We start from the raw sequence: 20,862 nt of genomic DNA on the forward strand, positions 1-20,862 counted from the left end.
ATGGTACTGCATGGGAGACCGTGTGGGAGAGTAGGACGCCGCCGGACACATATTGCAGGAAGGCCCCGCCGTTTTCGGCGGGGCCTTTCTCATTTCTGTCCCAGCAGATCGAGGACTCTCGTCGCCTGGGAGGCCAGGACGGGCGATCCGTCCGGCGAGCGGCCTTGGCCGCTGCCCAGGATCCGGAGCAGCCAGAAGAGCGCGTGCAGCCGCCGGCAGTCGGTGAACCTCGAAGACCCCGGCTCCTCCGATGCCACCTCCTTCAATACTCGAACGAGGGCGGCTCCGCCGCGCTGCCGTACCGAGATGTGCTCGGTCATCTCCGCCAACTCGTACGCGCGGTCGCTGAGGCCGGAGTACTCGAAATCGACCAGGCGCGCCTCCGAGCCGTCCCACAGGTAATTGGCGAGATTCCCGTCCCCGGTCCCGAACACCGGCGTTCCCGGCTGAACGAGCCGGTCGGCCAGATCCGGGCGTTGGAGCCATTGCGAGCCCTCAGCCAGTGCCTTGACGGCCAGTGGGGAAGCATCGACGCTCGATACTTCCGCACACCATCCCCTCACCTGCTGCAGCAGTTCGGCGGGCCGGCCCGCGCGAGGTGGAAGTGAGGCCAGGGCCGTCCGCGGAATCGCCTCCTGGACCTGGACGACGGTGCGCGCGACCGCAGCGGCCTGCTCCGTCCCGACGGGGTCGGAGAGAGGTAACCCAGGCAGACGGGACATCACGACCGTTGGTGGGGCGGCGGTGAGGTCGGCGGAGACTGGCGTTGGTGCTGTTCCGGGGACAAGCTCGTCGAGCAGCGTCAGAGCGGTCCACTCCCGCTCCGGTTGCCCGTACTCCCATGACCGGTAGCGCTTGACCACCACCTCGGCTCCGATTTCGAGCAGATGCGTGCTCGACCGGTCGCTCATGCCATCCCCTTCTAGGCCGGGCCGACGCTCCTCGCCCACGATCATCGTGACCAAGCGGTCATACCATTGATCGACTTCAGGACGTCCTAAACCCCCACTTCTGAATGGTTTGTTTAATGAGGGTAGGGGTCCGGCAACCAGGGAGGGTCAATGGATCGGGTTCGTGCGGCGCGCGATGGCGCCACGTGGCGCAAGAGCTCCCGGAGCAACGGTTCGAGCAACTGTGTCGAGGTCGCCCGCCTGCGGCCCGGCATCGGGATCCGGGACAGCAAGGCACCGTCCGGAGCCGTGCTCGTCCTCGATGCGGAGCACTGGGCGACGTTCCTTGAGGCGGTCAAGGCGCGGGTGAACGAGATCTGAGCCGACTGGAAAGGCGGTAAGCCGAGCCGTTGGACGGACGGGCCTGGGCATCGGCCGGGATGAACGAATCCGGCCCTCCTTGCGGTGGTCATCGGTCGATGCCCCTTGGCCCGGTGCTGATGCGCCGCAGCGGAGACGGCTAGGCCCCGCCGAGCATCGCATCGGCACGACGGAGCTGAGGCCGCCGGCCCACAGCAGCCCCCCGGTTCCGCGCTCCAACATTCCGGGGAGGACGGCACCCGCCGCGTCGATGGCCGTGGCCGGATAGATCCACTTCATCGAATCCTTCACTGCCGCCGTGTGCGTGTGCGTGATGGGAGTCGGCTGGCTTGACCGAACTCGCCGCCGGGCCGAGGGCATGCGGCTGATGGGTGACGGGATGCGGGAGGGCGGGGTGGAGGGGGTCAGGCTTCCAGAGCTGTCAGGTGGGCCTGGACGGCTTCCAGGTCGTCCTCGCTGAAGACCTCGATGCCGGCGCGCTGGAGCAGGGCGGTCGTGACGCCCGTGCCGGCGTGGTGCGCGCCCGTGAAGGTGCCGTCGTAGATCCGGTGGCTGCCGCAGGAGGGGCTGCCCTCCTTGAGCAGGGCGATGCGGGCGCCGGAGCGGCGGGCGGTCTCCAGGGCGAGGCGGGCGCCGCGGAGGAACTCCTCGGTCACGTCCTTACCGCCGCCGGTGAGGATGCGGGCCGTGCCGTCGAGGACGTCGGCTCCGTCGCCGCCGACGATCTCGGCGGGCGGGCGGGGCACGGGCAATCCGCCCGATACTTCGGGGCAGAATGGGATGAGGCGGCCTTCCGTCCGCCACTGGTGGAAGAGGTCGTCCCCGACCGGCTTGGCCGCGCCGTCGTAGCGGACGCGCCGCCCCGCCAGACACGAGCTGACCAGGATGCGTTCCATGGCGTCCAGCCTATGTCGGCCGTTTCGCGAAGGGCACCGCCGTGTTCTGCGTCACCTAGTGGATCGGTCCGCAGAGCTCGGGTAATAGTTGCAGAACATCAACTAACGAACATATGGGTGGAATGTTGGAGAACTCAGCGGGCACCGGGGACCGGGCCGCCCGCGAGCTGGAGCGGATCCGGGCGATCACCGATGAGGCGTTCGCCCATATGGACGTGGACGAGTTCCTCGACACGCTGCTCGACCGGCTGCGCCGGATCCTGAACGTCGACACCGCCGTCGTGCTGCTGCTCGACCGGCAGCGGCGCTTTCTCGTGGCGACGGCCGCGAAGGGCATAGAGGAGGAGGTCAGCCAGGCGGCGCACGTCCCGGTCGGGCAGGGGTTCGCCGGGCGCGTCGCCGCGGAGCGGCAGGCCGTCTACATCGCGGACGTGCCGACCGCGGGCGTGTTCAATCCGCTGCTCGTGCAGCGGGGGCTGCGGTCGCTGCTCGGCGTGCCGCTCATCGGCGGCGGCTCGCTCGTCGGCGTCCTGCACGTCGGAACGCTCGTCCCGCGCCGGTTCACCGAGGACGAGATCGAGCTCCTGCGGCTCGCGGCCTCGCGCGTCGCGATGGCCGTGCAGTCGCTCACGAGCCGCGCCGAGCGCGCCGGCGCGCGGGAGCTGCAGCGCAGCCTCGTGCCGGCCGCGCTCCCCGACATCCCCGGCGCCGAGCTGACCGCGCGCTACCGGCCCGGCAAGGCCAGCGTCGGCGGCGACTGGTACGACGTGTTCACGCTCCCGTCCGGCGAGATCGGCATCGTGATGGGGGACGTCGCGGGGCACGGGCTCGGCGCCGCCGTCGTGATGGGGCGGATGCGCAGCGCGCTGCGGGCGTACGCGCTGGAGAGCACCGACCCCTCCGAGGTGCTGCGCAGGCTCGACCGGAAGATGCAGCATTTCGAGCCCGACGCGACGGCGACCGTGCTGTACGCCGTGTTCGACCCCGGCCTGCGGCGGGTGCGGCTGTCGTCGGCCGGGCACTGCCCGCCCATCCTCGCGCTGCCCGGCGAGCCCGCGCAGCCCGTCGAGGCGAAGCCGGACGTCCTCATCGGCCTCGGGGACGACATGCCCCGCGAGACCATGACGCTCGCGCTCCCGCCGGGCGCGCTGCTGTGCTTCTACACCGACGGGCTGATCGAGCGGCGGGACGCGTCGCTGAACGCCGGCATCGAGCGGCTGCGCCGCGCGGTGTCGGCGGGCCCGCCCGAGGACGTCGGCGCCGCGGTGATGGCGGCGCTGATCGGCCGCGAGCAGGCCGAGGACGACGTCGCGCTGCTGATCATCCGCCGGCTGCCCGGCTGACCGTCACTTCCCGGCGCGGATCCGGCCGACGGCGAGCTGGGCGACGCGGACGGCGGCGCCCGGGTTGAGGCGGACGCCGCGCCAGGCGAGCCGGCCGTGCGCGGGCGCGACGATGAGCGCCTGGTTCTTCGCGACGCCGCGCATGATGTCGCGGGCCAGCTTCTCCGCCGTGTAGAGGCGCGGGGACGCCTTGGCGATGTCGCCGGTCGCGTCGCCGCTGAGCGCCGTCTCGGGCAGGTCCGGGTTGACGTTGTGCAGCAGCGGGGTGTCGACGAAGGACGGGCAGACGACGCTGACCTTGACGCCGCGTCCGGCGGCCTCGGCGCGCAGGCCGAGGGAGAGGCCGACGACGGCGTGCTTGGTGGCGGTGTAGGGGATGCCGATCGGCATCGGGACGAGGCCCGCCAGCGACGCGGTGTTCACGATGTGGCCGGAGCCCTGCTCCAGCATGATCGGGTAGGCGGCGTGGACGCCGTGGACGACGCCCTTGAGGTTGATGTCGATCGCGCGGTTCCAGTGGTCGAGGGTGAGCTCCTCGGCCAGCCCGCCGATCGCGATGCCGGCGTTGTTGAACACGAGGTCCAGCCGGCCGTGCTCGGCCTTGACGCCTTTGTAGAGGTCGGCGACGGCGTCGGCGTCGGTGACGTCGAGGGCGGCGGAGGACGCCTTGCCCCTGCCGAGGGTGTTCAGCTTCTCGGCGACCTTCGCCGCGCCGTCGGCGTTGACGTCGCTGACGACGACGGTGTCGCCGCGCGCCACCAGGGACGTGGCGATCGCACGGCCGATGCCGGATGCGCCTCCGGTCACGATCGCGATGCTCATTGCGCGCTCCGCTCGATGAACCGCGGGCCCGGGCCGCATGGGGGCGACCCGGTTCGCGGTGGCTAATTGGATGAGATGTTCAATTACGGGGGATTGTAGGGGGCGGGCGGTGCCCGCCGATACTCGCGCCGCTACAAGGCGGAGGCGGCCGGCTCGTCCCGGCGCCCGGTGTCCCGCTCGATCTGGAAGTCGCCGGGGTCCAGCCGGCGGGTCCGCAGCCAGAAGTTCAGCGTGGACGCCGGCCACGCGGCCCGGTTGACGCCGGCGCGGTCGAGGTACCAGCTGTCGCAGCCGCCGGCGACCCAGACGGCCCCCTCCGACTTGCGCTGCACCCACTGGTTGAACCGGTCCTGGACGGACGGCTTCACCGAGATCCGCGCGCCGCCCGCCGCGTCCAGCATCGCCAGGGCCTGCAGGACGTAGCGGACCTGCGCCTCGATGATGAAGATCATCGAGTTGTGGCCGAGCCCGGAGTTGGGCCCGAGCAGCAGGAACAGGTTCGGGAAGCCCGCGACCGCGACGCCGAGGTGCGCCTCGATGCCGTCCTTCCAGGCGTCCTGGATCTTCAGCCCGCCGCGGCCGACGATGTGCGCGCCCTCCATCGCGTCGGTGACGTGGAAGCCGGTGCCGAAGATGATCGCGTCGACCTCGTGCTCGCGGCCGTCCCGCGTGACGATCGAGTGCTCGCGGACCTCGGCGATGCCCTCGGTGGTCAGCTCCACGTTGGGCCGCATCAGCGCCGGGTAGTAGTCGCTCGACACCAGCGTCCGCTTGCAGCCCATCGTGTAGTCGGGGGTGAGCTTGCGGCGCAGGTCCCGGTCGGGGACCTGCCGGGCGAGGTGCCACCGGGCGAGGGAACTGGCCGCCTTGAGCAGCCGCGGGTTCTTGAACCCGAGGACGAAGCTCTCCTGCATCAGGTAGATGCCGTTGCGGTAGCCGCGCTGGACGAGCGGGACGCGCCGGAACAGCGCCCGCTCCACCGCGGTGACCGGCCGGTCGGGCTTCGGGAGGATCCACGGCGGCGTCCGCTGGAACACCGTCAGGTGCCGGACCCGCTTCGCGATCTGCGGGACGAACTGGATCGCGGACGCGCCCGTCCCGATCACCGCGACCCGCTTGCCGGTCAGGTCGTAGGAGTGGTCCCACTGCGCGGAGTGGAACGTCGCCCCCTCGAAGGAGGCGAGCCCCGGCAGGTCGGGGATGCTCGGATGGTGCAGCGGGCCCATGCCCGCGACCAGCGCCCGCCCCCGGACGACCTCGTCGCCGTTGACGGTCACCTGCCAGGTGTCGGTGGCGTCGTCGTACTCCGCCCCGGTCGCCTCGGCGTTGAACCGGATGTGCTGCGCCAGCTCGTACTTGTCGACGATGTCCTTGATGTACTGCAGCAGCTCCGCCTGCTTCGGGAACATCCGCGACCAGTCGGCCTTGGGCTCGAAGGAGTAGGAGTACAGCAGCGACATGATGTCGCACGCGCAGCCGGGGTAGGTGTTCTCCCGCCACGTCCCGCCGACCTCGTCCGCCTTCTCCAGGATGACGAAGTCGTGCACGCCGGCCTTCTTCAGCCCGATCGCCATGCCGAGGCCGGAGAAGCCCGTCCCGACGATGACGACCTTGTACGGGCCGCCCGGCCCCGCCGCCGGCGTCACCACGGCGGGGTGCTGAACCGCCGCCATGCTCAGGCGGCCTTGGCGGATTCGACGGTGCGGCGCTGCTTGGGCTCGTCCCAGATGCCGAACGCCTTCCACACCCGCTTGTTCACCGGGTCGATCACGTTCAGCTCGGCCATCAGGTCGCGGATCTTGCCGACCGAGTTCGAGATCTCCGCCTGCGACGCGTCGTTGCGGTAGGCGGCGCGGACGACGTCCTTCGGGATGTTGAAGTGCCGCACCATCGGCCCGGGCGGGGACAGCATGATCCGCGCCATCACGCCGAGCACGACGGGGGTGGCCAGGCCGAGGATCCGGCGGCGCATCGGGTGCATGTTCGGCACCCGGTGCTTGAGGTAGTGCCGGGCGAACGAGATGTGCCGGGCCTCCTCCGCGATGTGGATCTTCATGATGGTCTCTTCGAGCGGGTGCTTGATGTGCCCGCCCTTGAGGGACTTGCGCTGGACGTAGTCGATCGGGTCCTCGCCGCCGAGCACGAACACGAAGAACATCTCGGTGCTGACCAGCGGGATCCACGGCGCGGCCTGCGCGATGAGGCTGAGCGAGCGCGGCATGCCGCGGATCGGCATCTTCGTCCGGTTCACGAACTCCTGGAACATCATCCCGTGGTGACATTCCTCGGTCGTCTCGTGGTAGACGTACCGGAACTCGGGCCGGCCGTTCGGCAGCCGGTAGGCGTAGTTGAGCAGCCCGCGCTTCAGCAGGTTCTCGAACTGCAGCCCGATCTTCATCGCGGTGGCGACGCGCCACAGCCCGATCTGCGCCTGGATCTCCGGCGGCTGCGCCTGGTACCAGGCCGTCTCGCCGAGCCGGTCGAACGGCGGCAGGACCCAGCGCGGGTCGTTCTTGTCGACCGTGAACTCGGGGTCGTCCCAGGGGATGTCGGCGTAGGCCTCCCAGTGCTTGTCCACCGACGCCTTGTTCAGGCGGTCGATGACGCCGAGGTACGACTTCTTGTCCTTGACCTGCTCGCGGACCTCGTCGGCGAGTTCGGTGGGGGCTTTCGGCATGTGAGGCGCTCCCTCGGGGTGATGCGGCCGGCGCGTACCGATCGCGGGCCGGCGGTGGTGCGGGGGGTGGAGTCGTCGGAGTGGGTCACACGGATTGCCGCGCGGGCGCGTCCGGCGCGGCCGGCTCGGGTGCGTCCGGTGCGGACGCCTGTGCGGGGGTGTCGGGCATGGGCGCGCCCGACGGCGCCCCCGGCTGCGGGACGATCAGCTGCGCGACGTCCTTGACCTGGCGCAGCACCGCGGCCTGGTGGCCTTCGGCATCGTCGTCCAGTGCGTTCTGTATGGAGAGCCCGACGAACATCGCGAACAGGGCGCGCAGCATCGTCGGGGCGAAGTCGGGGGGCAGCGTGTTCTGGGGGAACAGCCGCTCGAAGGTCTCCAGGATCACCTGGAGGATCCGCTCGTTCAGGTCGATGCACAGCGGCCGCAGCTCGTCGTCGGTGCGGGCCGCCACGGCCAGCTCCATGAGGGCCTTGGCGGGACGGCCGCGGAACACCTCCCACAGCAGGTCGAGGGCGCCCGAGACGTTGCGGCGCTCCGCCGGGAGTACGGCGAACGCCGTCTCGTACGCCAGGCGCTGCGCCTCCAGGAGGTGCTCCAGCGCCGCCGCGACGAGGACCATCTTCGTCGGGTAGTGGTGCTGCTGCGCGCCGCGCGACACGCCCGCGCGGCGGGCCACTTCCGTGGTGGACGTCCCGGACCAGCCGAGGTCGACCAGGCATTCCATGGTCGCCTCCAGGAGCCGGGCCTGGGTGCGCGACCGGCGTTCCTCCTGCGTGCGGCGGCTGGAGGAGCCGTGCCGGTGTCGTCGGCGGCTGCTTACTGCCATGGCTCGAAGGTACGAGCGCGGATACAAGCAAGCAAGCCTGCATGTATGTTGCCCGCATCACAATTGGACATCGCGTCTTATTGATCTTCGCGGCGGGACCGGGCGGACGCCGCGGGCGGATACCGCGGCGGAGGTAGCCGGGGCGGGGCCGGGTGCGTCCGGGGGAGCAGCGCGGGTGCCTCTCCTCGCCCGACGACGGGCGGCATGGCGCGCGGCCACGATCCCGGCATGGGAAACGCAGCAGAGGCAAGACGAACGGTCGGCGAAGTCGACGGCGGCGCCCGGACCGAGCACCTCGGCAAGGTGTACGGGTCCGGTGACATGGCGGTGCGCGCGCTCGACGACGTCACCATCGAGTTCCCGGACGGGCGGTTCACCGCCATCATGGGCCCGTCCGGCGCCGGCAAGTCCACGCTCATGCATTGCGTGGCGGGGCTGGAGGACGCGACGTCCGGCAAGGTCTACGTGGGCGGCCAGGAGCTCGGGGCGCTGTCGGACCGGCGGCTCACCAAGCTCCGCCGCGAGCGCATCGGGTTCGTGTTCCAGGCGTTCAACCTGATCCCGACCCTCACGGCGCGCGACAACATCCTGCTCCCGCTCACGCTGGCGGGGACGAGCCCGGACGGGGAGTGGCTGGACACCGTCGTCCGCGTCCTGAAGCTGGGGGACAGGCTGTCGCACCGGCCTTCGGAGATGTCGGGCGGGCAGCAGCAGCGCGTCGCGCTGGCGCGCGCGCTCGTCACCCGTCCGCAGATCGTGTTCGCGGACGAGCCGACCGGCAACCTCGACTCCCGCACCGGCGCCGAGGTCCTGGCGCTGCTCCGCAACGCCGTGGACGACCTCGGCCAGACCGTCGCGATGGTCACGCACGATCCGGTCGCCGCAGGGCACGCCGACGCGGTCGTGTTCCTCGCCGACGGCCGCATCGTCGACGTCATGGACGCCCCCACGCCCGACCGGGTGCTGGACCGCATGCGAGGGCTGGGAGACCACTCATGACCGGGCTCGTCTTCAAAGAACTGTGGGGACGCAAACGCCGACTGGTCGGCTCCCTGGTGGCGGTCTTCCTCGGCGTGACGTTCCTTACCGGGACGCTCGTCCTCGGCGACACGCTCGCGGCGAGCATCGACGGCTACTTCTCCAAGGCGTACGGCAGCACAGACGTGACCGTGCGGAACGCGACCAAGGTGAGCGACGCGCCGTGGGGCGCGCGCGGGGAGATCGACGCGTCCCTTGTGGACACGGTGCGCCAGGTGGACGGCGTCGCCAACGCCGAGCCCACCATCCAGGGGTCGGGTCAGCTGCTCGCCAAGGACGGCACCACGATCCAGTCGCGCGGCCCGCGGACGGCCGGCAACTGGGTGACCGACCCCGAACTCAACCCGTACCACCTCGTTTCCGGACGTGCCCCACGCGCGCCCAACGAGGTTGTCGTCAACAAGATGTTCGCCGACCAGGGAGACCTCAAGGTCGGCGACCGCACGGCGGTGCTCACGCCGCAGAAGGTCCCGGTGACCGTCGTCGGCATCAGCAAGTTCGGTGACGAGGACGCGTTCGGCGAGACGTCGTTCACGGCGTTCTCACTGGAGGGCGCCCGCCAGTACGTAGCGAAGGGGACCGACCGCGTCGGCGGCGTCGCCGTCCGCGCCGAGGACGGCGTCAGCCAGGCGGAACTGGCGTCCCGCATCAAGCCGGTCCTGCCCGCCGGGGTGGAGGCCGTCACCAACAAGGCGCAGGTCGAGGAGGGCATGAGCCTCGTCGAGAGCGGCTTCCTGCGGGTGTTCCGGATCGTGCTGGCCGCGTTCGGCGGGGTCGCGCTGCTTGTCGCCGCGTTCTCCATCCACAACACGTTCGCGATCACGATGGCGCAGCGGACCCGCGAGTCGGCGCTGCTGCGCGCCCTCGGCGCCGGGCGCCGGCAGGTCGTCGCGATCGTCGGGTTCGAGGCGCTCGTCGTCGGCGGCGCCGCCACCCTCGCCGGGCTCGTCGGCGGGCTCGGCTTCGCCGCCCTGCTCCGGTGGCTGTTCATGCAGTTCCGGATCGGGATCGCGATGGAGGGCCTCTCCGTCGCCGCCACCTCGATCCTCATCGCGGTGCCGGTCGGCCTGGTGGTGACCCTGGTCGCGGCGCTCGGGCCCGCGCTGAAGGCGTCCCGGACGCCGCCGCTGGCGGCGCTGCGCGAGGTCGCGGCCGAGGCGTCCCGGCCGACCGACACCCGGATCATCGTCGGCGGCGTCTTCGCCGCCGTCGCCGCCGGGACCGTCGTGTTCGGCGCGGTCACCGAGCAGATGGCGATGGCGGCCGCGGGCGCGGTGGTCACCGTCGCGGCGATGGTCGTGCTCGGGCCGGTCGCCGCCCGCCCGGTGGCGGCCCTCATCGGCGGCCCCGCGGCGCGGCTGCGCGGCGTCCCGGGCCGGCTCGCCCGCGACAACGCGTCCCGCAGCCCGGCCCGCACCGCCGGCGCCGCGACCGCGCTGATGATCGGCGTCGGCGTCGTCTCGCTGATGACGGTGTTCATCGGGTCGCTGGGCGCGTCCCTGGAGAACAGCGTCGCCGGGTCGTTCAAGGGATCGCTCGTCGTCAACGCCGGCAACAACGAGACCGGCGGGTTCAGCACCCGGCTCGTGCAGGACGCCGCGCGGCTGCCCGAGGTCCGGGAGATCGCCGGGGCCGGGACCGGCAGCATGCGAGTGGACGGCGACCCGTCGACCGTCAGCGTCGCCGACCCGTCCGCCCTCGGCCGCGTCCTCGACCTGGACGTCACCCAGGGCGCCATGAAGGACGCCGGTACGTTCGCGGTGTCGAAGAGCGTCGCCGACGACAAGGGCTGGCGCGCGGGGTCGCAGGTGGGCGTGACGTTCGCCGACGGCACGTCCCAGCGGCTCACCGTAGGCGCCGTCTACGAGAACACCGACCTGACCGGCGACTACCTCGTGCCGCGCACCGTATGGGACGCCCACACCAGGCAGCCCTTGGACACGAGGGCGTTCGTCGAGCTGCGCCCAGGAGCGTCGGCCGCCGCCGCTACCCGCGCCCTGACCCGGCTGAGCGCGGCGTACGGCGCCCCAGAGGTCCAGACGCGGGACGACTTCGTCGCCTCGCAGACGGAGGAGCAGCAGGGGTTCATCACCGTCGTCTACGGGATGCTGATCCTCGCCATCGTCGTCGCGCTGCTCGGCATCGCCAACACGCTGTCGCTCGCCGTCCACGAACGGACCCGCGAACTCGGGCTGCTGCGCGCGGTCGGCGCGACCCGGCCGCAGATCAGGTCGATGGTCCGCTGGGAGTCGCTGATCGTCGCACTGTTCGGCACCGCCGGCGGGATCGGGCTCGGGCTGTTCCTCGGCTGGGGGCTGGGCAGCGCCCTCGGCAACCCGTTCGCCCCGCCCGCCGTCCAGCTGGCGGTCATCGCGCTGGTCGGCGCGGTGGCGGGGGCGCTCGCCGCGATCCGCCCCGCGCGGCGCGCGGCGCGGCTGGCGATCCTGTCCGCGATCTCCGCGCCGTGACGCGCGCCGTCCCCGTTCCTCCCGCCACGCCGGGGGGAACGGGGATTGCGGGCGCGGGCCGCGGATAAGGTAAATCCATGCAGGTCAACCAGTCGGGGAAGCTCACCAACGTCTGCTACGACATCCGCGGGCCCGTGCTCAAGCGCGCCAAGCAGCTGGAGGCCCAGGGCAACAACATCCTCAAGCTGCACATCGGCAACCCGGCCCCGTTCGGATTCGAGGCCCCGCCCGAGCTGCTCCAGGACATGGTCCGCAACCTGCCGGACGCGCACGGCTACAGCGACTCCAAGGGCATCCTCCCCGCGCGCCGCGCCATCGTGCAGCGCTTCGAGGACAACGGCGTCACCGACATCGACGTCGAGGACGTCTACCTCGGCAACGGCGTGTCCGAGCTGATCGTCATGACCCTGCAGGCGCTGCTCAACGACGGCGACGAGGTCCTCATCCCCACGCCCGACTACCCGCTGTGGACGGCCGCGGTCTCCCTCTGCGGAGGCACGCCCGTCCACTACCTGTGCGACGAGGACGACGGCTGGCAGCCGAGCCTGGACGACATCGAGGCCAAGATCGGCGACCGCACCCGCGCGATCGTCATCATCAACCCGAACAACCCGACCGGGGCCGTCTACTCGCGCGAGGTCCTCACCCGCGTCGTCGAGGTCGCCCGCCGCCGCAACCTGCTGGTCTTCGCCGACGAGATCTACGACCGGATCCTCTACGACGAGGCCGAGCACGTCCCGATCGCCTCGCTCGCCCCCGACCTGCTGTGCCTCACCTTCGGCGGGCTGTCGAAGAACTACCGGGTCGCCGGGTTCCGGTCCGGCTGGGTCGTGCTGTCCGGGCCGAAGGAGCACGCCGAGTCCTACATCGAGGGCCTGGACATCCTCGCCAACATGCGGCTGTGCCCGAACGTCCCCGGCCAGCACGCCATCCAGGCCGCGCTCGGCGGCTACCAGAGCATCGACGACCTCGTCCTGCCGACCGGCCGCCTCGGCGAGCAGCGCGACCGCGCCTGGAAGCTGCTGAACGACCTGCCCGGCGTGTCCTGCGTCAAGCCGCAGGGCGCCCTCTACGTCTTCCCCCGCCTGGACCCCGAGATGTACCCGATCGAGGACGACATGCGCTTCGCCCTCGACCTGCTCGAACAGCAGAAGCTGCTCATCGTCCAGGGCACGGGCTTCAACTGGCCGGCCACCGACCACTTCCGCGTCGTCACGCTCCAGTACGCCGACGACCTGGAGGACGCCGTCGGCCGCATCGGCGACTTCCTCGCCGGCTACCGCCGCTGAGTCACTCTGCGGCGGCCGCGTCGAGGCGGCGCAGCGCACCGCGGACCACGTCCGGGTCGGTCGTCGCCCAGAACGGCGGCAGCGAGTTCTTCAGGAAGCCGCCGTACCTGGCCGTGGCCAGCCGCGGGTCGAGGACGGCGACGACGCCGCGGTCGTCCATCGACCGCAGCAGCCGGCCCGCGCCCTGCGCCAGCAGCAGCGCGGCGTGCGTCGCGGCGACCGCCATGAACCCGTTGCCGCCGCGCGCCGCGACCGCCCGCGACCGCGCCGACGACACCGGGTCGTCCGGGCGCGGGAACGGGATGCGGTCCATGATGACGAGCTGCAGCGACGGGCCCGGGACGTCCACGCCCTGCCAGAGCGACAGGGTGCCGAACAGGCACGTCCGCTCGTCCTCGGCGAACTGCTTCACCAGCAGGGAGGTCGAGTCCTCGCCCTGGCACAGCAGGGGGTGGGACAGGTGGTCCTTCAGCTCGTCGGCGGCCTGCCGCGCCGCCCGCATCGAGGAGAACAGGCCCAGCGTGCGCCCGCCCGCCGCCTCGATCAGCTCGGTGATCTCCGTCAGGTAGGCGTCGGCGAGGCCGTCCCGCCCCGGCTGCGGCAGGTGCCGCGCGACGTACAGGATGCCGGCCTTCCGGTGGTCGAACGGCGAACCCGCGTCTAGCCCGGACCACACGACCTCGGTCTGCTCGCCCTTCTCCGTCGCGGTCTGGGCGAGCCCTTCCGCGGCCGTCTTGGCGTCTTTCGGCGCCTTCTCGTCCAGCGGCGGCAGGCCCCACTGCCTGGCGAGCGGCTCGAACGACCCGCCGAGCGTCAGCGTCGCCGACGTCAGGATCGCGGTGCGCTGCTCGAACAGCGTCGCCCGCAGCAGGCCGCCGACCCCGATCGGCGCGACGTGCAGCGCCGGCGGGCGCTTCGGGCGCCCGTCCGGGACGAACGGCTTGTCCACCCACACCACGTCGAAGCGCTCGGCCATCTCGGGCTGGAACGCCTCCAGCATCCGCACGGCCGTGTCGTGCAGGTCTTCCAGCGACGACCGGGCGGCCTTGCGCGCGGCCATGTCACCCGGATCCGACTCCTTCTTGTCGGGGCCGAGCGCCGTGATGCAGGCGTGCGCTGCGTCCCGCACGACCACGAGGGTGTTGCCCAGGGCGCTCGGTAGGACGTCCATACGCCCTTGAGGCAGATCCTCCAGAAGGATGCCGAGCCCCTCCGCGGCTTCTTTCAACCGGTCGGCGACGGCCTCCTCGATGAGACGCCCGCACCGCCGCGCGGCCGTCTCGACGCCGACCCCGCTCAGGTCGCCCGTGGCGACCGACGTCACCCGGTCGACGAGCTCGTGCGCCTCGTCCACCACCACCACGTCGTGCTCGGGCAGGACCTGGAACTCCTCCAGGGCGTCGATGGCCAGCAGCGCGTGGTTGGTCACCACGATGTGCGCCTCACCGGCCTCAGCCTTCGCCAACTCGGCGAAGCACTCCGTCCCCTGCGGGCAGCGCTGGGCGCCCAGGCACTCCTTCGCCGTGACGGCCACCTGCCGCCACGCCTGCTCGCTCACCCCCGGGACCAGCTCGTCCCGGTCGCCGGTGCGGGTCTCGTCCGCCCACTCGTTCAGCCGCTTGACCTGGCGGCCCAGCGTCGACAGCTGCTGCGGGTCGAACAGGCTCGGCCCGTCGTCCTCCTCGGGCACGCCCGTCTGCACCCGGTGCAGGCACAGGTAGTTGCGGCGCCCCTTCAGGATCGCGAACTTCAGCTCCGTGCCCAGCATGGGGCCGAGAGCCTCTGCCAGCCGGGGCAGGTCGCGGTCGACGAGCTGCCGCTGCAGCGCGATCGTCGCGGTCGACACCACGACCGTCGTCTGCTTCTCCACCGCGTACCGGATCGCGGGCACGAGGTACGCGAGCGACTTGCCGGTGCCGGTGCCCGCCTGCGCGGCGAGATGCTCCCCGGACTCGATCGCCCTCTCCACCGCCCGCGCCATCTCCACCTGGCCGGGGCGCTCGGCACCCCCGATGGACGCGACCGCCGCGGCGAGCAGGGTCGGCATGTCCGGAATCTGGGTATCGCTGGCGTTCAGCAGATCAGGGGCGGGCACGCCGCCCAACGCTACCGCCCCCGGCGGACACCCACGTCCGCCCCGAGGTTATCCACAGTGCACGGAATTCTCACCGGGCACTTCCGTGCCCTGCGACCGTCGATGGCATGGCACCTCTCGTGATCCGCACCGCCCATGACGCCATCGCCGCCGTCCCCTACCTGCTCGGCTTCCACCCGTCCCGCAGCCTCGTCGTGATCGGCTTCGACGGCGGTAGCGGCATATGCGCGGTACGGCTCGACTTACCGGCCGCCGACGGCGGCAGGGCGGCCGCCGTCCTCGCCGCCAACGGCTACGCCCGCTCCCTCCTCCTCGGCTACGGCCCCGCCGCCGAGGTCGAGGCGGCCGCCACCCCGATGCGGGAAGCCCTCGCCGCGTCCGGCGTCCCCGTCGCCGAGGCGATCCGCGTCGCCGCCGGCCGCTGGTGGTCGCTCACCTGCCACGACGCCTGCTGCCCGCCCGAGGGCACCCCGTACGACATCTCCGCCAGCGCCGTCGCCGCCCAGGCGACCTACGCCGGCCACGTCGCGCTGGCCGACCGCGACGAACTCGTCCGCTCCGTCCAGCCCTTCGACGGCCCCGCCCGCGCCGCCATGCGCGCCGCCACCGCCCGGGCCGAGCGGCACCGTGCCCGCACCCCCTCGGTGGAGGAGGACCTCGCCCGCCTGCGCGCCCTGCTCGACCACGCCCGCGCCAGCCCCACCGACGACGAGGCCGCCTGGCTCGGCCTCCTGCTCACCGACCTGCGCTTCCGGGACGAGGCATGGATCCGCATCGACGAGGACGCCCCCGCCGCCGACATCGCCTTCTGGCGCGACATCCTCCGCCGCGTCGAGGAGCGGTACGCCCCCGCCCCCGCGTCCCTCCTGGCGTTCGCCGCCTACACCGCCGGCGACGGCGGCCTCGCCAACGTCGCCCTCCAACGCGCCCTGGACGCCGACCCCACCTACTCGATGGCCGTCATCCTCCGCGAAGTCATCAACGCCGGCATCCCGCCCTCCCAACTCCCCCTACGCATGACGCCGGCCGAACTAGCCGCCGCCTACAACAACAGAAAGGCCGGCTAACACCATGCCCCCAGCTCCAACCCAACGGACGCCTCGACTGCCCGCGTCACCGCACACGTGCAGCGAGCGCCATGCGCCTGTGCGACGTACGGGCTGGCGCCGTGGTCTGGCTCCTGCCCACTAGCGATAGCGCGGGCGGGCGCCGGGTGTTTGTGCTGTGAGTGGGGGAGAGGTGGCTTTGTTGTGCGGTGGGGGGTTAGGGGGCTACGGCTTGGCCGGGGGTGCCGGGGTCTATGCGGCGGTCGGGGTTGCGGGCGTTCCAGGCGCGCATGCGGGGCGGGTAGCCGACGATCTGGACGTCGTAGATGGGCAGGCCCAGGTCGCGGGCCACCTTGCCGATGACCTTCGGGGAGCCGACGCGGCGGCGGGTCCACTCGCCGTCGTGGGCGACGGCGACGGCGGTGGTGTCGGTGGCGAAGGTCTCCGGCTCGACGAAGAACTCGACGCCGCGGCGCGAGCGCGCGAAGGCGATCAGCGCCTCGATGTCGGTGTCGGTCGCCTCGCGGTCCAGCCGCGTCACCGTGGACCCGCGGTGCCTGCGGATCCCGAACCGGTCCCGGAACCTCATCGCCCACCCCGTCCTCTGCTCGCGGATGCGGTGTACGACGATAACGACATACCGGGTGTGCGGGTTCCCGACACAGCGGCGGAATGCCCGGCGGGCAAGGGCCTGAGCCCTAGACTGGCTGATCTTGGGGGAACGTCAGCGGGGGTGTTGATGGGCGGGCTGCAGCTTGTCCGGCGTGGGGCGGCGGCCGTGCTCGCGGCGGCGGTGTGCGGGTGGCTCAGCTCGCTCGGCGGGGCCCCGGCGGAGGTCCGGCTCACCGCCGCGCACAGCGAAACCCCGGCCGCGAAGCCGAAACCGAAGCCCAAGCCGAAACCACCGCCGCCGCCTCCGGACTGCTCGCGGGTCAAGTGCGTGGCGCTGACGTTCGACGACGGGCCGGCCGCCAGTACGGCGGAGCTGCTCGACATCCTCGCCGCCCGCAAGGTGCGGGTGACGTTCTTCGTGGTGGGGGAGAACGTCGTCCAGCATCCGGAGCTGGTGCGGCGCGAGCACGAGGCCGGGCACGAGATCGGCGACCACAGCTACACGCACGCCGACCTCGGGACGGCGTCCGGCAAGAAGGTCGTGTCGGAGCTGACGCGGACGCAGGAGGCCGTCCGGCGGGCGTCGGGGGTCACGCCGGTGCTGCTCCGGCCGCCGTACGGGTCGATGTCGAAGCGGCTCGCGAAGGCCGCGCGGGAGCAGGGGCTCGCGCAGGTGCTGTGGACGGTCGACCCGCTCGACTGGCAGCACCGCGACAGCGCGTACGTCGAGAAGCGGGTGCTGAAGGCGGTCAAGCCCGGCTACGTGGTGCTGATGCACGACATCCACCCGACGACGGTGAAGGCCGTCCCGCGCATCATCGACCGGCTGGCCGCGCAGGGGTACGTGTTCGTGACCGTGTCGGAGCTGTACGGCGGGCGGCTCGTCCCGGGGAAGGAGTACGGCCAGACCGGTCGGCCGATGGCCGATTCAGGGGCGGCTCAGGGTCATCCCTGATGGTCCGCTGGCGCCGCTGCGCCCAGCATGGAGGGTATGGACAGCAGCTACGCGGTGGGGGACCTGCGGGTCTCGGACGCCGAGCGCGAGTCGGCCATCCAGCGGCTCCAGGACGCCTACGCCGAGGGACGGCTCGACGAGGACGAGTTCGACATGCGCGTCCAGCTGGCGATCACGTCGAAGACGCGCAGCCAGCTGGGCGGCGTCACCCGCGACCTGGAGCCGGTCCGGGCGGCGCCGGTCGCCGAGGCCGTCACGGGGGAGGACCGGATGCTCGCGGCGGCGGCCCACGCCGTGGCGGTGCCGACGCTGTTCGTCGGGCCGCTCGTGCTGATGCTGCTGAGCGGCAAGCGGTCGGAGTACGTCCGGCGGCAGGCGGCGGAGGCGGTCAACTTCCAGGTGACGCTGCTGCTGCTCACGATCGTCACGTTCGGCGTCGGCGGGATCGTGTACGCGGTCGCGTGGGTACTGTCGGCGATCGCGGCGGTGTACGCGCTGACCGGCGGCACGTTCCGCTATCCGTGGATCCTGCGCCTGGTCAAGTGACCGGGGTTTGTCGGCATGCGCCTCAGGGGAAAGGTTGACGTGGCCGCCCTGTAGCGGTTTCTGTCGCCTCCAGGAGACGAAACGACCGATGTGTACGCCGACGGGGTTATTCCCCTCTCGACCTGTGACACCTGCAACGTCCGAATTATGTGGACGATGCATGGGATGATCGATTTACTAGGTCAGGGAGGGGCTAGATGACGGAGCTTGCGGTCAAGGGCGACCACCAGCGGGCGGTGGACGCGCTCAAGAGGTCCTACGAGGCGATCCCGAAGGGCACGCCGGTACGGCTGGCGAAGCGGACCTCGAACCTGTTCCGGTGGCGCGACCCCTCGGCGGCGCCCGGCCTGGACGTGTCCGGGTTCGACAAGGTGCTGAGCGTCGACGCGCGGGAGCGCACGGCGCAGGTCCAGGGGATGACGACCTACGAGGACCTCGTCGACGCGACGCTGCCGCACGGGCTGATGCCGACGGTCGTCCCGCAGCTGAAGACCATCACGCTGGGCGGGGCGGTGACGGGGCTCGGCATCGAGTCGACGTCGTTCCGCGACGGGCTGCCGCACGAGGGCGTCCTGGAGATGGAGGTCCTCACCGGGGACGGCGAGATCGTCACGGCGACGCGCGACAACGAGCACTCCGACCTGTTCTTCGGGTTCCCGAACTCCTACGGGACGCTCGGCTACACGCTGCGGCTGAAGATCGAGCTGCGGCCGGTCAGCCCGTACGTCCGGCTCCGGCACCTGCGGTTCACCGACGCGGGCGAGCTGGCCAAGGCGATGGGCGAGATCACCGAGTCGGGGACGTTCGAGGGCGAATCCGTCGACTTCATGGACGGGACGTACTTCAGCCCCGGCGAGCAGTACATCACGCTCGGCTTCTTCGCCGACTCGGCGCCGTACACCTCCGACTACACCGGCCAGCAGATCTACTACCGGTCCATCCAGGAGCGGTCGGTCGACTTCCTGACGGTCCGCGACTACATCTGGCGCTGGGACACCGACTGGTTCTGGTGCTCGGGCGCGTTCGGCGTGCAGAACCCGACGGTCCGGCGGCTGTGGCCCGACAAGTACAAGCGCTCCGACGTGTACCGCAAGCTGGTCGCCTACGACCGCCGGTACCACATCATCGCGCGCGCGGAGCGCTGGCGGGGGCTGCGTCCGCGCGAGGACGTCATCCAGGACATCGAGGTGCCGGTGGAGCGGCTGCCCGAGTTCCTGGAGTTCTTCCACGACAAGGTCGGCATGAGCCCCGTCTGGCTGTGCCCGCTGCGTGCGAAGGAGCGGTGGCCGCTGTACCCGCTGGAGACCGGCCGCCCGTACGTGAACGTCGGCTTCTGGGGGACGGTCCGCATCCCGCCCGGCCAGATCCCCGAGTACCACAACCGGCTCATCGAGCGGAAGGTCGCTGCCCTCGACGGGCACAAGTCCCTCTACTCGACGGCCTTCTACGGCCGGGACGAGTTCTGGCGGTACTACGACGGGGAGACCTACCGGCGGCTCAAGGGGCGCTACGACCCCGCCGAGCGGCTGCTGGACCTCTACGACAAGTGCGTGCGCGGACGCTGACATGCGCCCGCCGTATCGGGGGAGCCCACGGGGCCGAGGGCCGGCAGGCCGGGTCCGGGCGGAGAGACAGGAGGGATCACCATGACGCTGGCCAGGGTCTTCGAGCGGCTCGCCGGGGCTGAGGCGCCAGTGGAGTTCACGGCGTACGACGGATCGCGGGCGGGGGTGCCCGGCGCCGACATCAGGTTCGACGTCCGTTCGCCGTACGCGGTGTCGTACCTGCTGCGCTCACCGGGCGCGCTGGGCCTCGCCCGCGCCTACGTCACCGGGATGATCGACGTCGACGGGGACATGATCGAGGCGCTGACGACGATGCAGCAGGTGCTGAGCGAGGTGACGCCGCGCGACAAGGCGCGGATCGCCGGCTCGGTCTTCCGCGACCCGCTGCTGCGCGGCGCGGTCTCGCGCCGGCTGGACCCGCCGCCGCAGGAGGCGCCGTTCAGCCGGATCCCGTCGTGGCTGCGGCACTCCAAGCGGCGGGATGCGAAGGCCATCTCGCACCACTACGACGTCTCCAACACCTTCTACGAGTGGGTGCTCGGCCCCTCCATGGCGTACACGTGCGCGTGCTATCCGCACGAGAACGCGACGCTGGAGGAGGCCCAGTTCAACAAGCACGACCTGGTCGCGAAGAAGATCGCGCTGAAGCCGGGGATGCGGCTGCTGGACGTGGGCTGCGGCTGGGGCGGCATGGTGATGCACGCCGCGAAGGAGTACGGGGTCAAGGCGCTCGGCGTCACGCTGTCCAAGCAGCAGGCCGAGTGGGCGCAGAAGGCGATCGCCGACCGGGGGCTGTCCGACCTCGCCGAGGTCCGGCACATGGACTACCGGGACGTGACGGAGACCGGCTTCGACGCGATCAGCTCCATCGGCCTCACCGAGCACATCGGCAAGGCGAACCTGCCGTCCTACTTCTCGTTCCTTTACGGGAAGCTGCGCAAGGGCGGCCGGATGCTGAACCACACCATCACGCGTCCGGACAACACGGCCCCGTCCCGCAAGGAGAACGGGTTCATCAACCGGTACGTGTTCCCGGACGGTGAGCTGGAGGGGCCCGGCTACGTCCAGATGCAGATGAACGACGCGGGTTTCGAGATCCGGCACCAGGAGAATCTGCGCGAGCACTATGCCCGCACGCTGACCGGCTGGTGCCGGAACCTGGACGAGCACTGGGACGAGGCCGTCGCCGAGGTGGGCGAGGGGACCGCCCGGGTGTGGCGCGTCTACATGGCGGGCTGCGTGCTCGGCTTCAACCAGAACTGGATCCAGCTGCACCAGACGCTCGGCGTCAAGGTGCACGACGACGGCGCGAGCAACATGCCGCTGCGTCCCGACTGGGGATCGTGACGGGCGACCCGCTCCCGCCAGTGTGACGAGCCGACCGGGCGTTCTCGGTCGGCTCGTCGGCGT

General features: G+C 71.2%; 18 protein-coding genes. 10 read left to right on the plus strand and 8 right to left on the minus strand.

Annotated elements, in window-relative coordinates:
• Nucleotides 1–89: 89 nt before the first annotated feature.
• Entirely contained in the window at nucleotides 90–911 is an 822-nt protein-coding gene (locus ACGFI1_RS41685; protein ID WP_392793199.1) for a phosphotransferase, read from the minus strand.
• 150 nt (nucleotides 912–1,061) lie between these two features.
• On the opposite strand from ACGFI1_RS41685, the gene ACGFI1_RS41690 reads away from it, so the two are divergent.
• Nucleotides 1,062–1,271 carry a DUF397 domain-containing protein gene (locus ACGFI1_RS41690; RefSeq protein ID WP_392793200.1) on the plus strand — a complete coding sequence of 70 codons (210 nt, stop codon included), beginning with the start codon at nucleotides 1,062–1,064 and terminating at the stop codon, nucleotides 1,269–1,271.
• A 404-nt stretch (nucleotides 1,272–1,675) separates the two neighbouring features.
• Here the strand turns inward: ACGFI1_RS41690 and ACGFI1_RS41695 are convergent, their stop codons facing one another.
• Nucleotides 1,676–2,167, minus strand: a complete 492-nt coding sequence (locus ACGFI1_RS41695; RefSeq protein ID WP_392793201.1) for a DUF523 domain-containing protein — start codon at nucleotides 2,165–2,167, stop codon at nucleotides 1,676–1,678.
• A 122-nt stretch (nucleotides 2,168–2,289) separates the two neighbouring features.
• Between ACGFI1_RS41695 and ACGFI1_RS41700 the strand changes: the two genes are divergently transcribed.
• A complete protein-coding gene (locus ACGFI1_RS41700; protein WP_138639625.1) occupies nucleotides 2,290–3,510 on the plus strand; it encodes a PP2C family protein-serine/threonine phosphatase in 1,221 nt (406 codons plus the stop codon).
• Nucleotides 3,511–3,513: 3 nt separating this feature from the next.
• On the opposite strand, the gene ACGFI1_RS41705 is transcribed toward ACGFI1_RS41700, so the two are convergent.
• The 4 genes from ACGFI1_RS41705 to ACGFI1_RS41720 form a co-directional block, all read right to left on the minus strand.
• A complete protein-coding gene (locus tag ACGFI1_RS41705) occupies nucleotides 3,514–4,332 on the minus strand; it encodes an SDR family NAD(P)-dependent oxidoreductase (RefSeq protein WP_138639626.1) in 819 nt (272 codons plus the stop codon).
• Nucleotides 4,333–4,463: 131 nt separating this feature from the next.
• The gene (locus ACGFI1_RS41710) at nucleotides 4,464–6,005 is read right to left on the minus strand and encodes a flavin-containing monooxygenase (protein WP_138639627.1); all 1,542 of its coding nucleotides are present in this window, start codon (nucleotides 6,003–6,005) and stop codon (nucleotides 4,464–4,466) included.
• Between the two features lie 2 nt (nucleotides 6,006–6,007).
• Nucleotides 6,008–7,009, minus strand: coding sequence for an AurF N-oxygenase family protein (locus tag ACGFI1_RS41715; RefSeq protein WP_138639628.1), 1,002 nt, complete (start codon nucleotides 7,007–7,009; stop codon nucleotides 6,008–6,010).
• 85 nt (nucleotides 7,010–7,094) lie between these two features.
• A complete protein-coding gene (locus ACGFI1_RS41720) occupies nucleotides 7,095–7,838 on the minus strand; it encodes a TetR/AcrR family transcriptional regulator (protein ID WP_240808300.1) in 744 nt (247 codons plus the stop codon).
• 228 nt (nucleotides 7,839–8,066) lie between these two features.
• Here ACGFI1_RS41720 and ACGFI1_RS41725 point away from each other — a divergent pair, with 228 nt between their 5' ends.
• The 3 genes from ACGFI1_RS41725 to ACGFI1_RS41735 all read left to right on the plus strand — a co-directional run bounded on the left by ACGFI1_RS41725 (nucleotide 8,067) and on the right by ACGFI1_RS41735 (nucleotide 12,633).
• On the plus strand, nucleotides 8,067–8,837 hold the full coding sequence (locus ACGFI1_RS41725) for an ABC transporter ATP-binding protein (RefSeq protein ID WP_364552776.1): 771 nt from the start codon (nucleotides 8,067–8,069) through the stop codon (nucleotides 8,835–8,837).
• Nucleotides 8,834–11,344: an ABC transporter permease gene (locus ACGFI1_RS41730; protein ID WP_392793203.1), complete on the plus strand. Its 2,511-nt coding sequence runs from the start codon at nucleotides 8,834–8,836 to the stop codon at nucleotides 11,342–11,344. The genes ACGFI1_RS41725 and ACGFI1_RS41730 overlap by 4 nt, the downstream gene beginning before the upstream one ends.
• Before the next feature lie 77 nt (nucleotides 11,345–11,421).
• Entirely contained in the window at nucleotides 11,422–12,633 is a 1,212-nt protein-coding gene (locus ACGFI1_RS41735; RefSeq protein ID WP_138639631.1) for a pyridoxal phosphate-dependent aminotransferase, read from the plus strand.
• Nucleotide 12,634: 1 nt separating this feature from the next.
• Here the strand turns inward: ACGFI1_RS41735 and ACGFI1_RS41740 are convergent, their stop codons facing one another.
• Entirely contained in the window at nucleotides 12,635–14,680 is a 2,046-nt protein-coding gene (locus tag ACGFI1_RS41740; protein ID WP_392793315.1) for an ATP-dependent DNA helicase, read from the minus strand.
• A 155-nt stretch (nucleotides 14,681–14,835) separates the two neighbouring features.
• Between ACGFI1_RS41740 and ACGFI1_RS41745 the strand changes: the two genes are divergently transcribed.
• Nucleotides 14,836–15,795: a DUF4192 domain-containing protein gene (locus ACGFI1_RS41745; protein WP_392793205.1), complete on the plus strand. Its 960-nt coding sequence runs from the start codon at nucleotides 14,836–14,838 to the stop codon at nucleotides 15,793–15,795.
• Between the two features lie 196 nt (nucleotides 15,796–15,991).
• On the opposite strand, the gene ACGFI1_RS41750 is transcribed toward ACGFI1_RS41745, so the two are convergent.
• On the minus strand, nucleotides 15,992–16,363 hold the full coding sequence (locus ACGFI1_RS41750) for a hypothetical protein (RefSeq protein WP_364552779.1): 372 nt from the start codon (nucleotides 16,361–16,363) through the stop codon (nucleotides 15,992–15,994).
• Nucleotides 16,364–16,513: 150 nt separating this feature from the next.
• Between ACGFI1_RS41750 and ACGFI1_RS41755 the strand changes: the two genes are divergently transcribed.
• The 4 genes from ACGFI1_RS41755 (at nucleotide 16,514) to ACGFI1_RS41770 (ending at nucleotide 20,799) form a co-directional block, all read left to right on the plus strand.
• On the plus strand, nucleotides 16,514–17,341 hold the full coding sequence (locus ACGFI1_RS41755; RefSeq protein ID WP_392793206.1) for a polysaccharide deacetylase family protein: 828 nt from the start codon (nucleotides 16,514–16,516) through the stop codon (nucleotides 17,339–17,341).
• 36 nt (nucleotides 17,342–17,377) lie between these two features.
• The gene (locus ACGFI1_RS41760; protein WP_392793207.1) at nucleotides 17,378–17,887 is read left to right on the plus strand and encodes a DUF1707 and DUF4870 domain-containing protein; all 510 of its coding nucleotides are present in this window, start codon (nucleotides 17,378–17,380) and stop codon (nucleotides 17,885–17,887) included.
• A gap of 197 nt (nucleotides 17,888–18,084) precedes the next feature.
• Nucleotides 18,085–19,452: an FAD-binding oxidoreductase gene (locus ACGFI1_RS41765; protein ID WP_392793208.1), complete on the plus strand. Its 1,368-nt coding sequence runs from the start codon at nucleotides 18,085–18,087 to the stop codon at nucleotides 19,450–19,452.
• Nucleotides 19,453–19,533: 81 nt separating this feature from the next.
• Nucleotides 19,534–20,799 (plus strand): class I SAM-dependent methyltransferase, encoded by a 1,266-nt coding sequence (locus ACGFI1_RS41770; protein WP_386870924.1) that lies wholly within the window; start codon nucleotides 19,534–19,536, stop codon nucleotides 20,797–20,799.
• Nucleotides 20,800–20,862: the final 63 nt, after the last annotated feature.

This window comes from Actinomadura geliboluensis (assembly GCF_043197915.1).
GTDB classification, from domain to species: Bacteria; Actinomycetota; Actinomycetes; order Streptosporangiales; family Streptosporangiaceae; genus Spirillospora; species Spirillospora geliboluensis.

Coding starts and splice junctions, on each gene's coding strand:
- ACGFI1_RS41705 (WP_138639626.1), bottom strand. CDS start 4,332: ATGAGCATCGCGATCGTGACCGGAGGCGCATCCGGCATCGGCCGTGCG.
- ACGFI1_RS41715 (WP_138639628.1), bottom strand. CDS start 7,009: ATGCCGAAAGCCCCCACCGAACTCGCCGACGAGGTCCGCGAGCAGGTC.
- ACGFI1_RS41685 (WP_392793199.1), bottom strand. CDS start 911: ATGAGCGACCGGTCGAGCACGCATCTGCTCGAAATCGGAGCCGAGGTG.
- ACGFI1_RS41730 (WP_392793203.1), top strand. CDS start 8,834: ATGACCGGGCTCGTCTTCAAAGAACTGTGGGGACGCAAACGCCGACTG.
- ACGFI1_RS41745 (WP_392793205.1), top strand. CDS start 14,836: ATGGCACCTCTCGTGATCCGCACCGCCCATGACGCCATCGCCGCCGTC.
- ACGFI1_RS41760 (WP_392793207.1), top strand. CDS start 17,378: ATGGACAGCAGCTACGCGGTGGGGGACCTGCGGGTCTCGGACGCCGAG.
- ACGFI1_RS41740 (WP_392793315.1), bottom strand. CDS start 14,680: ATGCCGACCCTGCTCGCCGCGGCGGTCGCGTCCATCGGGGGTGCCGAG.
- ACGFI1_RS41770 (WP_386870924.1), top strand. CDS start 19,534: ATGACGCTGGCCAGGGTCTTCGAGCGGCTCGCCGGGGCTGAGGCGCCA.
- ACGFI1_RS41735 (WP_138639631.1), top strand. CDS start 11,422: ATGCAGGTCAACCAGTCGGGGAAGCTCACCAACGTCTGCTACGACATC.
- ACGFI1_RS41700 (WP_138639625.1), top strand. CDS start 2,290: ATGTTGGAGAACTCAGCGGGCACCGGGGACCGGGCCGCCCGCGAGCTG.
- ACGFI1_RS41725 (WP_364552776.1), top strand. CDS start 8,067: ATGGGAAACGCAGCAGAGGCAAGACGAACGGTCGGCGAAGTCGACGGC.
- ACGFI1_RS41710 (WP_138639627.1), bottom strand. CDS start 6,005: ATGGCGGCGGTTCAGCACCCCGCCGTGGTGACGCCGGCGGCGGGGCCG.
- ACGFI1_RS41690 (WP_392793200.1), top strand. CDS start 1,062: ATGGATCGGGTTCGTGCGGCGCGCGATGGCGCCACGTGGCGCAAGAGC.
- ACGFI1_RS41720 (WP_240808300.1), bottom strand. CDS start 7,838: ATGGCAGTAAGCAGCCGCCGACGACACCGGCACGGCTCCTCCAGCCGC.
- ACGFI1_RS41695 (WP_392793201.1), bottom strand. CDS start 2,167: ATGGAACGCATCCTGGTCAGCTCGTGTCTGGCGGGGCGGCGCGTCCGC.
- ACGFI1_RS41765 (WP_392793208.1), top strand. CDS start 18,085: ATGACGGAGCTTGCGGTCAAGGGCGACCACCAGCGGGCGGTGGACGCG.
- ACGFI1_RS41750 (WP_364552779.1), bottom strand. CDS start 16,363: ATGAGGTTCCGGGACCGGTTCGGGATCCGCAGGCACCGCGGGTCCACG.
- ACGFI1_RS41755 (WP_392793206.1), top strand. CDS start 16,514: ATGGGCGGGCTGCAGCTTGTCCGGCGTGGGGCGGCGGCCGTGCTCGCG.